Below are 15,876 nucleotides of genomic sequence, written 5' to 3' on the forward strand. Positions count from 1 at the left end.
ATCACCTCAACCGCTGTGCATCGGAGTGGTCGGTCGGACGGTTCGCGGGCGGGTCGAACTCCGGTTCGGAATCCTTGCGGTCGTCGGAGCGGAGCACGGTACGCAGCCGGAACACCGACAGCACCGTCACGGCCACCAGCACCAACCCGATGAGCACGAAGATGAGTACCTGGCCGCCGCTGGTCGACGATCCGCTGTCACCGGCGGGCGGGCCGTTCGGCGCGGCCACCCCGCCGTCGTTCTCCAGCGCCGCGTTGACCGAGGTGAACGGATCGATGACGCCGTCGCCGTAGGAGGCGGGGTCCTCCGGGGTGTCGGCGGTCCGGCTGGCCGTGTTCCGGATCCGTTCGGTCACCTGACCGGCCGACAGGTTCGGGTACGCGGACCGCACCAGGGCGGCCTGGCCGGCCGCGTAGGCCACCGCGTACTGGGTGCCGCTGCCGACGAAGTCGCCCGCACCGCCGATGCCCAGGCTGGCCACGTCCACGCCGGGCGCGACCACGTCCACCCCACCGGCGCGGTAACTGGCCGCCATCTTGCCGTCGCCGCCGATGCCGCCGACCCGCAACATGCCCTGGTCCGGCAGGCCCGACTCCGGGTCGCTCGAGTCCAGGTCGGCGGCGGAGACCACCACGATGTCGTGCTTGACGGCGGTGGCGATCGCCTCGGCGACCGCCGGGACGTTCGGGTCCACGTACGACCCGAGCGCGATCACGGTGGCACCGGCGGCCACCGCCACCTCGATACCGGCCGCCTGGTCCGCCGGCTGTGCCTCGGCCTTGGTGGTGACCACCCGGACCGGCATCACGGTCGCCTCCGGAGCCACTCCCGTCACCTTGCCCTTGGAGCCGGACTGCGCGATGGCGATACCGGCCATCGCGGTGCCGGTGCCGAGGCAGTCGATGTCGCCCCGGCCGCTGCCGGCCACCACGTCCATGCCCTGGGTGACCCGGCCGCGCAGCTCGGACAGGCTGCCGTCCACACCGGAGTCGACGATCGCGATCATCTGGCCCTCGCCCCGGCTACGGGACCACGCCCGCTCCGGTGACATGCGCCGCTCCGCCCAGTCCGCGCTTGCCTTGTCGCCGCGCGCCGCGGTGCCGCACTTGGCACCTCCCGAGCCGGGCTTCTTGGTGCCGCTCGGACTCGGGGTGGGGCTGGGGCTGGGGATGGAGGGTCGGGGCAGTGGGTTTGCCGCAGGTGGTGCGGCGGACGCCCCGGGCGACGGTGGACGGGAGGTCGGCGACGTCGGGGACGGCAGCGAGCCGCGTTCGACCCCGTTACCGACCGCGTCCCACGGCAGCACCAGGTGCCAGCCGGCGCGCAGTTGACTCGGGTCGGTGAGGGCGCCGCCGCCCGGCTGGGCCCGGCCGACGTTCAGGTTGAAGATCTCCTCGGCCCGGTCTCGAGCGCCGAGGAAACGCTCGGCGATGTCGCGCAGGCCCTCCGGCTTGCCCGCGTACGCGGACTCCACCGTGTAGTACTTGACGTACGGTGCCGCCTGGGCGCGGGCCGGGAGGACGGGCAGCGCGGCCAGCAGTACGCCGAGCACCACCACCACGTACCGTCCCACCCGTGACGGGTACCGGCTGACCAACATCTCCCTCGCCCCCTCGTCGTGCCCGTCCCGGTGCGGACTCACGACTCCACGACGGTCCCACTCGCCGCGACGTTCAGCCGTCGCGTCGGGAGTTTCCGTTCAGGCCGCCAGTGCGCCGGGCCCGCCGATGATGCCCCGGGCGGCCCGCAGCGCATAGAACGACCGCGACCGGACGGTCCCCTCCGGGATGCCGATCCGGGCCGCCGCCTCGGCCACCGACACGTCGCCGTAGTAGAGCTCCACCAGCACCGCCCGGTGTTCCGGAGTGAGCTTGCGCAGCACGTCGGCCAGGGCGGCCCGGTCGAGCAGGCCGTCGAACTCGTCGTCCGGCGAGTGGGCCCAGCTCACGTCCATCCCGTAGACCTCCGTCGGCCGGGCGGCCCGCGCCCGGGCCACGTCGATCGAGAGGTTCCGCGCCACGATGAACAGCCACCGGCGGATCGTGGCGTCGTCGGCGGGCAGCTCGCTCAACCGGGACCAGGCCCGCAGCATGGTCTCCTGCAACAGGTCCTCGGCGAGCTGGCCCTGTCCCCGGGTCAGTCGGAGAAGGTAGTAGTACAACGGTTGGGCGTTGTCCGCGAAGACGCGACGCATCCGGTGATCGAGGTCGACATCGACATCGACGCGCTCCTGCACACCAACGTTGGCACCCATCGCTGTAGCCCTCCCCAGGACCCGGACCTCTCACCAGCACCGCTCAAACGGGACGCTAGTGACCGGGGAGGCGGGCGGCGTGAGCCGAAGGACTCAGTGGGGCCCAGGTCTGGTCCCGGCAGCGCGGTCCGGCCGGGACGGAACGATGTTGCCCTACCGGGTCGGTGCGGTGCTGCCCTGCCGGGTCGTGGCATCGGCCCGGCTGGCGAGGAAGTCGGCCAGCGACATCTCCGGTTCACCCACCGTCCGCCAGCCGAGCCGGCCCGCCGAGAGCAGCCGGACGACCTCGACCTGCTCGTTCGCCTCGCGGGGAAGCAGCAGGCCCGCGCCGGCCTCCAGCATCTGACCGGCCGCCGACCGGATCTGCGGCAGGTCGCCGATCTGCGCCACGGTCGCCCGTACGTCGACGGCGCACCGCCACGGCACCCGCACCTGCACCAGCAGCCGGCCCCGACGGGCTCGCGGCCGGTTACGCAGCAGCACCAGACCCTGGCTGCGGGTCGTGGAGCCGGGGTCGCGCACCAACGCGTAGGCGAGCGCGTCAGCCTCGTACGGCCAGCGGGGCAGGTCGGCCGGCAACCCCTCGATGCCGTGCCCGGCCCCGGTGCAGCGCAACGCCAGCGGCGGCGTGGACGAGGCGACCGACTGCTCCACGTACCGCCCCGATGCGTCGACGCCGTAGCCGGCGACGAGCTGGGTACGGTCCAGCAGACCGCCCGGGAGCAGGTACGACTCGTCCCGGTCGACGAGCAGCTCGTGCAGGGCCGGTGGCTCGTGCACGGTGATCGAGGACATGTCCACCGCACCACCGGCGAGGACGCGTACCCGCAGCAGGTGCTCGTCCGCCCGCAGCGCGGCGGGCACCGGCGGGCGGAGCGTGCCGACCAGGAACAGGTTCGAGGTGGGTACGCCGGCGCCGGTGGCGTCGGTCGGCGAGCAACCGGCCACCACGTACAGCTCGACCGGTTCGGCGTTCACCGTCGGACGCTCGGCGATCCAGTAGATCGCGTGCGCGACGGGCCGCCGGACGGTGCCGAGCCGGGGCGCGGCACCGACCGGAAGCTCGGGTCCACCCGGCGGGGCAGGGCGGTCGGGACGCCCTGCTTCCGCCGCCGCGCTCGGCCCGAAACCCGGACGCCGCAGCGACCCGGGCTCTACGGCTGGCCCGGGCTCTACGGCTGGCCCGGTGCCGTCGTGTCGCACCGTTCGCGGAGCAGGTTCCCGCGCCGGACCGGCGATCGCGCGCGGGCCCGCTACCGGCCCGACCACCGGTCGCGGCGGCCCGACCTGCCGCTCGACGCGCCTCGGCTCGGTCCGGTTGGGCTGAGCCCAGCCACCCGCCCGCGCCTGCGGCGGAAGTGGCGGCACGGGCGAGGACGGCTCCCCATGGGAGTCGAACCCGGCGGACACAGCGGGCGACGAAGGGGCACCAGTCGGGGCGGCCGGTGGCAGGGGGGCCACCACCGGCGCGGCCGGAGACGCGGGGGCCACAGAGGCCACGGCCGTCGCGTCCGGCGCACCCGGGGCCGGTCGCGGCGGTGCCGGTCGGAACGGTGGCACCGCCGGGGCCGGGGGCGAGGCCGGGGACGTCGGTGCGGGCAGGGGCAGGACCGCGTGCACCGGGACCGGGGACACCGGGCCGGACGTCACCGCCGCAGGGCGTCCCGTCGACGGCGGCCCCGGGTACGCCCGGACGTCGGACACCGAGGGCGAGGTCGACAGGCCGGGCTCACCCGCCTGCCGCCGGTCGATCGAGGGCGTCGCCTCGGACGCGGTGCTCCGCTCAGCGCTGTCCGGGGCAGGGGCGATCTTCTCCGGCGCGCGGAGAGCTGCCTCGGTCGGGCGGCCGATGCCGGCCCCGCGACCGGCGCCCATCGGACGGCTGCTGCTCTCGGCCGTCACCAGCACACCGTCGTCGCTCTGCCAGCGTCGCTGCGAGTCGTCCAGGTCGAGGCGCTGCCAGTCCATCGGACGGCCCCGCTCGTCGACCGCACGGGCCGTACCGTCGACGCTGTCGAAGGCGGCCTCCGGCGGCAGCACCCACACCTCGGCGCGGAGTCCCTCCACCAGCCGGCTGCCGTAGCGGCGCACCCCCGCCTCGGCGGAGGCCGGATAGCTCGCCAGCAGCAGCAGGTCCTCGCCCTGCCACCCGGCCGTACGCAGCATCCGTTGCAGCACCCGTGGTCCGAGCGCGTGCGGCCCGGAGTCGGCGTACTGCACCGCCCACCGGCCGTCGTTGAGGATGGTCAGGTCGATCCGGAACAACCCATGCTGGGCCCGCAGGCTGCTGTACCGCGAGTTCATCGCCCGCTGGCGGGCGGGCGCGACGCTGACCAGGGGCGCGCCCGGATAGGGGGTGACGACCATCCGCCCGGCCGGGGACAGCCGGCCGTCCTGGTCCGGTTCGAAGCGCGGCGAGCCGGCCATCGGCGGCAGGTACGTACGCCACTCGGCCGGGCCCCCGGCGCGGTCCACGGCGCTCAGGTCCTGGCAGCTCTCCAGGACCTCCAGGGCGGCGGTACGCTCCGGCGCCCACACGATCGCGCCGGTGTTGTCCGCGAACGCGGCCAGGTTGGCGTGCAGACGCTGCCGCTCGTCCGGGTCGGAGGGCCAGTGCAGCCACATCCGGATCTCACTGCCGTAGAGCGGCACCTCGGACAGGGCGGCGGCGAGCTGACGCCCACCGGTCACTCGGTAGGAGCCGGTGTAGTCGCCGACCACGAAGCCGCCGCCCCGGACGGACACCCCGATGGTGGTGAGCTCCGGGTGCCCCGGGGCCAGGTCCACCGCAGCGGCCCGACGAGCCACGAAGTCGGCCCGGGTGGCCAGCGTCAGCCCACCGGGCAGCGGTGCGGCGACGACACCGGACCGGGGACGCAGCACGCCGCCGGTCGTCTCGTACCAGCCGGGCAGGTCGGTGGCCATCGCCGGGGGCTGGACGACGAGCCACTCCGCCGGTCGCCCGGTCTGGGCGTCCACCAGGCTGGGCTCCGGCTCGCGGTCCCCGTCGTACCGGAGCATGCTGCCGGCCGGGCTGATCAGCACGTCCCGCCCGAGGATCCCGGCCAGTTCGGCGAAGATCTCCGCGTGCTCCGCGCCGCCATCCATCATGATCCGGACGTCGTCGCCCGCCCCACCGCCCCGACGGACCAGGTCGGCGAGTTGCACGGCGTCGAGCGGCGTCCCGTTGCCCCGCAGCGCGACCGGCAGACCGTCCGGGCCGGTACGCAGCCAGATGTCGTAGAGCCCGTCGATGCGCCGGTGCTCCGGGCGCGCCCGGGTAGCCGGTGTCGGCGGCAGCCTGCCGGTCATGACGCTCGTCCGTTCCTCGATGTCCCCCCTTGCACGTCCTCTCAACGGACGGCGGTACCCGGTTTTCTCAATCCGACGTCGGCGAGTCCGTGCCATCACCGCACTGAACACGGCGGGTCCCGCGTCCGTCGTGTGATGCACCGGGCAGAGAAGGGGTACGGCGATGGAACAGGATCTGGGTACGGTCGCGATCGTCTGCGACCAGCCGTTGTCGCGGGTCGGGATGGAGCGGCTGGTGCAGGACGAGCCGGGGCTCGCGCTCGGCCCCTCGGTCGGCTCGGTCGGCGAGTTGGAGCAGGCCGGACCGGCCGACTACCGGGTGATCTTCATCGACCTGCCGGCGCTTCCCGGCGCGAGCGTGCTGGAGCTGATCGGGAAGCTCGCCACCCGTGGCGCCCCGCTGGTCTGCGCCACCTGGGAGCAGCCACCAGGCCTGCTCTCCGCCGTCCGGGCCGGTGCCCGAGGCGTGATCACCCGGTACGCCGAGCAACCCGACGTACGCCTGGCGTTGCGCGTGGTGGCGACCGGTGGGCTGCACATCGGCGCGGAGCTGGCCGACCGGTTCGCGGCGGACCTGTCGCGCCCGGCGGACGCCGACGAGAACGGTCTCGCCCCGCGCGAGGTGGAGACGCTGCGCTGGATCGCGCTCGGGCTCACCCACGCGCAGATCGCCACCCGGATGGGGCTGTCCCAGGCGACCGTCAACACGTACGCCAAGCGGATCCGGGCCAAGCTCAACGTGACCAACAAGGCGGAGCTGACCCGGATGGCGATCGAGCTGGGCCACGTTACCCAGGGACGCGTGGCGCACGGCCGGTTGACCCACGGTCACCTGAGCCACGGCTGGCGCGCCGCCTCCTAGCCCACTCCGCTCAGGACAGCTCGGCATCGGGCTCCCTCGTCGGCCGCACCGTGATCGACCAGCGGGACGGCGTCACCTCACCGAGGACCACCGGCACCTGCACTCCGGCCGTCCGCAACTCGCGGGCCACCCGCCCGTCACCGTTGCCGAGCCGGGCGCAGACCACGATGCCCGGGGTCGGCGACGGCTCCACGTCGGACAGTTGCGCCGCCCGGTTGCAGCCGTTCGGCAGCGACTCGCCGAGCACGTCCCCGACCACGGTCACCTCGTTGCCGTCGGCCAGGGCCTGTCGGATCAGTCGACGCGCGTACCGCTGTCCGTCGGGCAGGCTCCCGGCGACGGTGAGCACGTCCGGGCAGCGGACCAGGTCGACATAGAGCCGCCAGCCGTCGCGGTCGCCGAGCAGCAGCGGCAGGGTGGCGGCCGGCGGCGCCTCACCCGGGCCGTACCAGCCGAACGGCGCTGCCGCCGCGTCCCGTGCCCCGTTCAGGGACACGCTCAGGTTGAGCCCCTCGACGCGCAGGTCGGCGCTCAGCTCGGTGGCGTCGCCGACCTCCGGCCGGCGGGGCCCGGCGGGCGGCTCCACCAGCGGCGGCACCGGAGCCGGCGTCGGCGTCCGGCGCGGCAGCTCGGGAGAGGGCGGTCCCACCGGCCGCAGGCGACCGCCCAGCGACGGCCGTGCCGGGCGTTCGGGCGACGTCGGCCGTTCCGGCGCCGTCGGTCGCTCGGGTGCCGCCGGTCGCTCGGGCGCCGTCGCCGGCGGGTGCGGTGCACGTGAGGTGGCGGTCGCCGGGTACGGGTCGACGACCGGCGTCGCGGAGGAGTGTGCCCCGGCCAGCACGAGCTCGCGCTCGGCGTCGGCCGCTGGTGGGGCGGAGCGGGCCGGGTGGCCCTGCACGGGTGGTGCGTCCGACGGCGCGGGCGGGTCGGACAACGGCGGCGGGTCCGACAACGGCGGCGGTGCAGCGGACACCGCCTGCGCGCTGGCCCCTCTCGTGCCACGGCCTCCACGCAGCACCGCCACCGCCACCGCGAACAGCATGACGGCCGCGAACACCCCGATGGCCTCGAAGATGGGCGCACCCTGCCGCCCGGGAGTCGCGAGATCCCGGGTCGGTGGCGGTGCGGCCTGGTTCACCACCGGGTACTCGTCGTAGACGCCGGGGCCGCTGGCGTCGGCGGGCAGCGTCAAAATCCAGCCCGGCTTCAGGACCATCGGGTCGCTGAGCTGCCCGCCGTCCGGCTGCGGACGGCCCCTGGTCAGCTCGAAGATCTCCAGGTGCCGCCGGCCGGTGCCGAGGGTACGGGCCGCGATCTCGTACAGCGACTCGCGCTGACCGGCGACCGGTTCACCGACGACGTAGTACTTGGACCCGACCGGGGCGGGCGGCGGGTCGGCCGGGGCAGCGTGGACCGGACCGACCGGCCCGAGCACGGCCAGGGCGGTCAGGCACACCACGACGATCCGGCGCAGCCCTCGCACTGTTCCCCTCCCTCTTCCGGCTCACTGCCTGCCGGCGACCGTCACCGGCCGCAGGTGGCACGTACGGCGGAGACCGCCAGTCGGGCGTCGGCCTCTCCCGCCGCCCGCGCCGTGACCCGTACCGCCAACTCGCTGGTGCGCAGCGGGAACGCGCCCACGTCCACCCACCGCCCGGTGTTCTGCGCCTGGTTCATCTCGAACTCGGCGTACGCGGCGCCGCCGCGACCGGCCAGCACCTCGTAGCGGACGCTGGTCACCCAGCTACCGCCGCCGGACGGGTCACGAGGCACGTACACCTCGACGCGACACTGCCCGCCGGTGGACGGTACGAACCACCACTGGACCGACTGGTCGGCGTCGTTGCTGATCGGCAGGGTCTGGAAGGTGCCCCGGCAGCCGCCCTCGGACCATCCCCCGTCGGCCACCGTGCGCCACTGGTCGGTCCGCCCCTGCACGTCGAACCCGCGGTCGTTGGTGGTGTCGCAGCCCCAGCCCGCAGTCGCGATGTAGCCCGGGTCCGCCGCCCCGGCCCTGGACCGTGGACTGATGAGCTGCCAGAAGATCCCCACCACCAGGGAGAGCAGCACACACACCGCGGTGACCGTGATCAGCGTCGGTAGCCTGACCGACAACCGGTCACTGGCCGGCTTCGACCCGGCGTGCTCGACGAACGCGGCGACGAAGTCCGAGCGCCACCGCACCGCCCGCCGGGCCGGCGTCTGCGTCGCCTCGGTGGGGTCCACGATCGGTTGCTACCCGGCCAGCCTGTTGATCGACTCGGTCAGCAGCGTCATCCGCTCGGCAGCCTGCACGCGCAACTGCTCGGTCCCGTCCTGCAACGCCGCCAACACCAGGTCGGCCAGTTCCTCCGCGTCACAGGTCTCCATCACCCGAGGGTCGATGTGCACCGCCTGGAACTGGCTGTCGGCCAGCGTGACCGTCACGCCCCCGCCAGCCGCGGACCCGACCACCTCGGAGTTACTCATCGACTGCGCCAGCTCGGCGACCTCGTACTCAAGCGCCTGGGTCCGAGCCAACAGCCCGCTGAAATCCGCCTGCTCGCTCACCGCACCAGCCCCTTCCTCGCCGATCCGCGTCCACCCGACCGCGCACGGCCGTCCGAACGATGGCCCCAGCCTCGCAGGCCACACGGAGCACCCGGTAGTCCCTCATCCGGCACGCACTCCGGCAAGGCGAGGCACCACCCGCTTCCCCAGGGGACACACCGATGTCCCAGAACGGGGACGTCATGCCTCCCCCTCTGAGGCCCCGCACCCAAGGCTCGGAATTCGGGCTCTTGGTTCGGGGTTCGGGGTTGGGGCCGAGACTCAGCCCGGACGCTTCCCCGCTCCCGTCCGTACCCACCTGCGCGCCGCCTTTGCTCTGCTTCACTCCACGCAACACTTCCGACGATTTGCACGGCTTCGAGCAGAAGGAACGGCTATGCGAAAGTGGATCTTCCCGGCAATAGGTCCTTAACGCCCTGATCGTTGCGCGGGTTGAAGCAGAGCAAAGGCGGGCAGGAGGGAGTCCGCGGCGGTCGGTTCCGGTCGGCCGCCGACGCAGGTCGCGGTGGTTGAGCCACGACCGGGCCACGTCTATCCACGCTGGAACCGTCAGGCCGAGGCGGTGTCGGGTTCGTCCTGCTCGGGTGTCTCGTCGACGGGCGGCGGAAGCGCGACCTGGATCAGTCGGCCCGGTTGGGCCCGCTCGACGAGGGTTCCTCGGCCGGGTGGGCGGGCGGCGGCGCGTTCGTTGCCCAGCACGACGCCCTCGCGGCTGTCGCCGGAGAGGATCAGGCCGCTACAGCCCATCTCCTTGACCCGGTTGAGCAGCGGGTCGGCCATGGCACGGGCCATGCCGCTGACCCGGCGGGCCAGCACCAGGTGCAGGCCGATGTCGCGGGCCTGCGGCAGGAAGCGGGACAGCGGGGCGAGCGGGGCCGCGGAGCCGGTGGGCAGCAGGTCGTAGTCGTCGGCCACCACGTAGATGTCCGGCCCCTCCCACCAGTCCCGCTGGCGCAGCCGCTGCGGGCTGATCCCGGCCGGTGGCAGCCGCTCGGTGAGCTTCGCGACCACCTGCTGGACGTAGGCGCTGGCGGTGTCCGGGTCGCCGGCGTAGGCGGCCAGGTGGTCCTGCGGCACGGCGTCGAGCAGCGAGAGACGGGTGTCGAGCAGCACCACCCGCGCGTCCCAGGCGGACTGTCGCGCGCAGAGCGCCGCCAGCCAGGTACGCAGGGCCGACGACTTGCCGGAACCGGCGTCGCCGAAGACGAGGAAGTGCGGGTCGTCGCGGATCAGGTCGATGGTCACCGGCTTCAGGTCGGACTCGCCGATGCCGAGGGGTACGGCGGTCGGCGCGGCGTCCGGTGGTGCCGGCACCTCGGCGGCGTCGATCCGAGCCGGGAGCAGGCGTACCGGTGGGGCCGGAGGGCCGGACCACCCGGCGGCGATCTTTCCGAGGACGTCCTGCTGGGCGGCGCGCAGACCGTCGATGCTGTCCTGTCCGTCCATCCGGGGCAGGACGAGCTGGAAGTAGACGCCCGGCTGGCTCAGCCCCCGGCCGGGCACCTTGGCCGGCACCCGGGCGGCGAGGCGGCGGTTCACCTCGGACTCGGCCGGGTCGTTGAGGCGCAGCTCGATCCGGGTGCCGATGCTGTCCCGCAGGGCGGGGCGGATGTCGTTCCACCGGCCGGTCGTGATGATCAGGTGTACGCCCACGCCGAGTCCCCGGGCGGCGATCTCGTTGATGACCGGGTCGGCCCAGTCGAACTCGGTCCGTAGCGCGCCCCAGTTGTCGACGAAGAGGAAGACGTCGGCGGCGCGTACGCCCTCGGGCAGTTTGCCGGCGCGGCGAAGGTCCCGCAGGTCGGCGATGGAGTCCAGGCCGAGGGAGCGGAGCAGTTGCTCCCGTTCGCTGATCAACGACCGGACCTCGACGATCATCCGGCTGACCAGGTCACGATCGCTGCGACCGGCCACCGAGCCGACGTGCGGCGCCTCGGCCATCGTGTGCAGCGTGCCGCCGCCGAAGTCGACGCAGTAGAACTGCATCTCGTCGGGGCTGTGGGTGAGCATCCCGGCGAGCATCAGGGTCCGCAGCAGCGTGCTGCGCCCGGTCTGCGGTGCGCCGACGATCGCGATGTTGCCGTGTGCCCCGCCGAAGTCCATCATCAGCGTTTCCTGCTCCTGCTTCAGCGGCAGGTCGAGCAGGCCGATGGGAACGGCCAACGAACCGGTCATCGGCCAGTGTTTCGCACTGTAGCCCCGGCCGGGGTGGTGGGCGACCGGGCCGAGCAGGTGGTCCAGGGCGAGCGCCTTCGGCAGCGGCGGCAACCAGACCTGGTGCACCGGGCTGATGACCGAGGTGAGCCGGTCCACGACGATGCCCAGCTCGGTCTGGCCGCCCCGCTCCGGTGCCGGTGGCGGCTCGTCCAGCTCCTCCTCGCTGATCCGGCTGATGCCCCGCAGCGGGAACTGCGCGACGGTGTTGCGGGGCTTCGCGCCCCTGATCCGCTCACGTTCCTCGGCCGAGACGTAACCGGCGGAGACGTGCGCTACCCGGAACCGCTGGTAGATCGACTCGTCCACCTTGAGGTAGGCGGATCCGGGAATCGGTGGCAGGTTGTACGCGTCGGTGGTGCCGATCACCGTTCGGCTCTCGCTGGCGCTGAACGTACGCAGGCAGATGCGGTAGGACAGGTGGGAGTCCAGGCCCCGCAGTCGCCCCTCCTCCAGCCGCTGGGTGGCCATCAGCAGGTGCATGCCGAGGCTTCGACCGACCCGGCCGATCTGCACGAACAACTCGGCGAAGTCCGGTCGGCCGGAGAGCAGTTCACCGAACTCGTCGACCACGATCAGCAGGTACGGCAGTGGGTCGAGCGGACGGCCGTCGGTGCCGACGGCACCCTCCGCGCGGCGGCTCTGGTACTCGCGTACCGAGTCGATGTTGCCGGCGTCGCGCAGCATGCGTTGCCGGCGTTGCTGCTCGCCCATGAGCGCGGCGAGCACCCGGTCGATCATCGCGGCGTCGTCGGCCAGGTTGGTAATCAGACCGGCGACGTGCGGCAGCCCGGTCAACGGGGCGAAGGCGGCACCGCCCTTGAAGTCGATCAGCACGAAGCTGAGCAGCTCCGGCGGGTGGGTGAGCGCCAGGCCGGTGACGAGCGTCCGCAGCAACTCGCTCTTGCCGGAACCGGTGGCACCGACGATCAGGCCGTGCGGGCCGGAGCCGCCCTGCGCCGACTCCTTGATGTCCAGCACCAGCGGGTGGCCGTCCCCGTCGGTGCCGATCGGCGCGCGCAGCAGCCGTGGGTCACCGGCACCGATCCAGCGGCTGGTGATCTCGGAGTTCATCGGGTCGCCGCCGAGCACCATCTCGGTCAGCGAAACGGTGCGGGCGAGGACCTGCTCTCGTTCGTCGCTGAGCCGTAGCGGCGCCAGGGTGCGGGCGACCAGCTCGGCCATGCCCAGACTCACCTGGTCGACGTGGCAGTCGGTGGCGGGTGTGACGACCAGTTCCGCCCTGCCTTCCGTGGTGAGCTGGCCGTCCGGCCCGCACCGCAGCCGCAGGTTGACCCGGCTCGGCTCGTCGGACTCGCGCTGGACCAGGAAGACGAGCGTGATGCCGAGATGCGGACCGGCTCCGGCCAGCAGGGCGGCCATCAGCTCGCCACGCCCCCACTCGGAGAACGGGTCGAAGCTGGTGAACACCAGGATCAGCCGGGGCAGGGTCGGTCCGCCGGTGGTCGGACGCCGGTTGCCCTGCTGGTCGAGGCGACGCCGGAGTTCGGCCTCCAGGTAGTCGGTGAGCGCGGCGGGGCTCTCCGCGACCAGCGACAACTCCCCCGCCTCGCCGCGCAGCTCCGGGTCGGTGGTGTGCGGCAGCCACTTCGCCCACTGCCACTGGTCGTCCCCGCCGGCCTCCACCGCCACGAGCACGTCGTCCGGCGCGTGGAAGACGCCGACCTGGCAGAGCATCGCGCGGGCGACCTGCGTGGTGGCCGGTGGCGGGCCGAGCAGGCTGATCACCCCGGCCCGACCGATGTCGACCACCATCGGCTGCTCGGGCACCACGCCGAGCCGTTCCACCAGCCGTTCGGCGGCCTCCTGCGACTCCCAGTCGTAGTCGGTCAGCGGGTCGATCTTCGCATCGAGTTCGATCGGGGTGGTCAGTCGGACCGTACCCCGGCCGAGCCGGACCTGGAGGAAGTCGGCGTCGTCGCGACGGCGCTCCCAGACGCGGTGGCCGCCGACACCGATCGACCAGAGCCGGGCCGGTTCGGGGTTGGCGAGCGCGGAGGCGGCGCGTTGCGCGTTGGCGCTCTGCCGCGCCTGGTCCCGCACCAGCCGCAGGTGGCTGCGGTACCGGCGGCGCTGTTTGCGGGCCGTGACCCCCCGGGTACGCCGCTGCCCGAGGAAGAGGAAGACGACGGCGGCGATCGAGGAGAAGAAGAAGACCGAGCCGAGGATGATGGTCGCCGGCTGCCCGAAGCTGACCATGTACGCGGCCATGCCGACGCTGCTGATCAGCGGCAGGACCAGGTTCCAGGCGTGCGAACCGGTCGAGGCGTCCGGCACCTCGGGGGGTACGGGCAGCACGATCCGGTCCGTCGGCAGCGCCGGAAGGATGTGACGGGCCGGACGGTGGAAGGCGACCCGGCTCATCCGGCCACGCTCCGCTCGTTCATGTCCTCCACGACGGGCCGGGGTGACCTCCCGTTCAGTCGCCGCGACGGGCTCATCTGTCCGGGTCGGGACAGGTCATGATCGCTTTCTGGATCTGCGCGAGGGGTTCCCGGTGGCCCTCCGCCACCAGCGGCACCAGCGCGTTGATCTTGCGGATCCAGTTCGGCCGGACCCCACCCGTGCTCGGCAGGTCGTCCTTGAACTCCCAGATGGCGGTCGTCACCTCCTCGGCCGACTTGGTGCCCTCGATCAGGTCGCCGATCGCGCCCAGGATCGCGTGGCTGGCCCGGTCGTCGAACGACACACCGGCGAGGTCGGCGAGCATCGGTGCCATCGCGCCGAGCTGCGCTGCGGAGCCGGCCGCGCCACCGGCACCGGCCGCACCTCGGGTGCCAGCCGCGCCGCCGGCACCGGCCGCACCTCGGGTGCCAGCCGCGCCGCCGGCACCGGCCGCACCTCGGGTGCCAGCCGCGCCGCCGGGCCGGGCCGGGCCGTCGAGCAGCAACGGCTTGGCCAGGCTGAGCACCGCGTGGTAGCCGGCGAGGGACGGGACCCGTTCCACCGCCTCCCGCAACTGGGAGTGCTGGTCGGGCAGGGCCGGTCCGGCGCGGTCCAGCCCGGACACGATGGCCTGCGGATCGGTCAGCGAGGTGGACAGGAACGACACCACCGGGACGGTCGGCGGTGTGAACGCGGGTGCCCGGCGCAGACCGGTGGCCGCCTCGATCAGGTCCACGCTGAGCGCGTCCACGACGGGCGGTGCCGCCTGGCCATCCCCGCCCGTGGTGCCGCCCGGTCGCCGCGCCGTCCACGCACTGCCCAGGTTCAGCATCCCGCCGCTGCCGGAGGCAGACAGCCCGGGTGCCTCGTACACCAGTGGCGCGCCGTACTCGTCGAGCACCCGGGTGAGTTCCGGCGACACGGACGCGCGGGTGTAGACGACCGGCACCGGGTCGTGACCGCCGGCCAGGACCGACTCACCCAGGTGCACGAAGAGACGCCGGTTCAGCAGCGACACCTGCTCCGCGGAGGGCTGCTGACCGCGCCGTTCGGTGGCCAGCACGATGATCGGCTGGTCGAGGTACTCGGCCGCCTCCGCCAGTACGCCCAGGTCGTGTGTGGACACCGCCGCCGCCGGGCCGATGATCTCCAGTACCCGGCCCGTGCCGTCGGCCGCCTGCCAGGTGTGGAGCGCGACCTCGTTGCGGGTGGTCTCCGCCCAGGAGGGGCCGGTGGACACAGCGGCCGAGCTACCAGTCGAAGCCGCAGCGATCTGGACCAGTCGCTCCTCGACGCTCATCGGCTCCCCGGGGTACCGGGCGAGTCGGATCCGGCCGGATTCGGTGGCAGGCAGCAGCACCGACCCGTCCGGGCCGAGCAGCGAGAGGTTGCGGGCCTCGTCGTTGACCGCCAGATGGATCGACTCGCCGTCCGGGCCGTCCACGACGACCACGGCGTGCGCGCCGGCACCGGCCTGGTCCATCCGGTACGCCAGATCGACGTACCCGGTCGGCTCGTCCACCCGCTCAGCGCCGGTCGCCGCGAGGGCGTCGTCGCCGGAGGCGAACCGCAGACCGTGGGTACGCAGTGCCGCGCGGTACCGGTGGTTGGTCAGCGCCGCCGGCAGGCCGACCTCGACACCGTCGGCGGAGAAGACGATCCGCCCGGAGAGGTACGGCTTCCCGGACAGGATATCCAGCACTTCGGCGGATGCCTCCGCCCACGGCTTCGACGCCCGGTGGTCCGACGGCACCACCCGTACCGTGACGCCCGTGCCGGCTGCGGTGATCCGGCCCTCGGCATCCAGATCGACGACGCGGTGCGCTCCGATCGGCACCGCGCCGCCCGTCGCGCCGTCGAGTTGGGTACGCAGCACCTGCGTCGACAGTCGCAGGTCGTCCGCCCACTGTGCCAGCCCTGGCAGAGACGCCGGTCCGGCCGAGTCCGGCCAGTGCACCGGCATCAGATCGAGTTGCTCGGCCGACTGCCGGTCCAGCATGCGACCCAACAGATCCGAGTCGACCTGCGGAAACAGTGGCGTGGCCACCGGGCCGGAGAACCTGGCGGCGGCGTCGGCCCGCCGGACGAACGGATCGTCGGCCGTGGGCATCGCGTCGGTCCCGACGGCCATCGCCCCGCCGGGCAGGAACACCGTACGTCCGTCGGCACACAGCTCCGCCATCGGACGGGTGATCAAGGGAAGGTGGGTGACCACGCCACGGCTCCTCATCGTCAGGCGTCACCGTGCCATCCCGGACGGGACGCGCGACAGTCCCCG

9 protein-coding genes are annotated in these 15,876 nt (G+C 73.2%); 1 reads left to right on the plus strand and 8 read right to left on the minus strand.

Annotation, left to right across the window (positions count from 1 at the left end):
- Position 1: 1 nt before the first annotated feature.
- The 3 genes from ACZ31C_RS01315 to ACZ31C_RS01325 all read right to left on the minus strand — a co-directional run bounded on the left by ACZ31C_RS01315 (position 2) and on the right by ACZ31C_RS01325 (position 5,566).
- Positions 2 to 1,642, minus strand: a complete 1,641-nt coding sequence (locus tag ACZ31C_RS01315; RefSeq protein WP_465793706.1) for a S8 family serine peptidase — start codon at positions 1,640 to 1,642, stop codon at positions 2 to 4.
- Between the two features lie 57 nt (positions 1,643 to 1,699).
- The gene (locus ACZ31C_RS01320; protein WP_465793707.1) at positions 1,700 to 2,254 is read right to left on the minus strand and encodes a sigma-70 family RNA polymerase sigma factor; all 555 of its coding nucleotides are present in this window, start codon (positions 2,252 to 2,254) and stop codon (positions 1,700 to 1,702) included.
- A gap of 153 nt (positions 2,255 to 2,407) precedes the next feature.
- Complete coding sequence (locus ACZ31C_RS01325) at positions 2,408 to 5,566, minus strand: hypothetical protein (protein WP_465793708.1); 3,159 nt, start codon at positions 5,564 to 5,566, stop codon at positions 2,408 to 2,410.
- A 163-nt stretch (positions 5,567 to 5,729) separates the two neighbouring features.
- Between ACZ31C_RS01325 and ACZ31C_RS01330 the strand changes: the two genes are divergently transcribed.
- The gene (locus tag ACZ31C_RS01330; protein WP_396740929.1) at positions 5,730 to 6,428 is read left to right on the plus strand and encodes a LuxR C-terminal-related transcriptional regulator; all 699 of its coding nucleotides are present in this window, start codon (positions 5,730 to 5,732) and stop codon (positions 6,426 to 6,428) included.
- A gap of 10 nt (positions 6,429 to 6,438) precedes the next feature.
- On the opposite strand, the gene ACZ31C_RS01335 is transcribed toward ACZ31C_RS01330, so the two are convergent.
- From ACZ31C_RS01335 to ACZ31C_RS01355, 5 genes are all read right to left on the minus strand, one after another.
- A complete protein-coding gene (locus ACZ31C_RS01335) occupies positions 6,439 to 7,911 on the minus strand; it encodes a hypothetical protein (protein WP_465793709.1) in 1,473 nt (490 codons plus the stop codon).
- A 41-nt stretch (positions 7,912 to 7,952) separates the two neighbouring features.
- Positions 7,953 to 8,654, minus strand: coding sequence for a hypothetical protein (locus ACZ31C_RS01340; protein WP_465793710.1), 702 nt, complete (start codon positions 8,652 to 8,654; stop codon positions 7,953 to 7,955).
- Between the two features lie 9 nt (positions 8,655 to 8,663).
- The gene (locus ACZ31C_RS01345; RefSeq protein WP_465793711.1) at positions 8,664 to 8,978 is read right to left on the minus strand and encodes a YbaB/EbfC family nucleoid-associated protein; all 315 of its coding nucleotides are present in this window, start codon (positions 8,976 to 8,978) and stop codon (positions 8,664 to 8,666) included.
- Between the two features lie 549 nt (positions 8,979 to 9,527).
- On the minus strand, positions 9,528 to 13,577 hold the full coding sequence (gene eccCb / locus ACZ31C_RS01350) for a type VII secretion protein EccCb (RefSeq protein WP_465793712.1): 4,050 nt from the start codon (positions 13,575 to 13,577) through the stop codon (positions 9,528 to 9,530).
- Between the two features lie 73 nt (positions 13,578 to 13,650).
- Positions 13,651 to 15,813: a hypothetical protein gene (locus ACZ31C_RS01355; protein WP_465793713.1), complete on the minus strand. Its 2,163-nt coding sequence runs from the start codon at positions 15,811 to 15,813 to the stop codon at positions 13,651 to 13,653.
- Positions 15,814 to 15,876: the final 63 nt, after the last annotated feature.

It is taken from the genome of Micromonospora sp. NPDC023869, assembly GCF_055559695.1.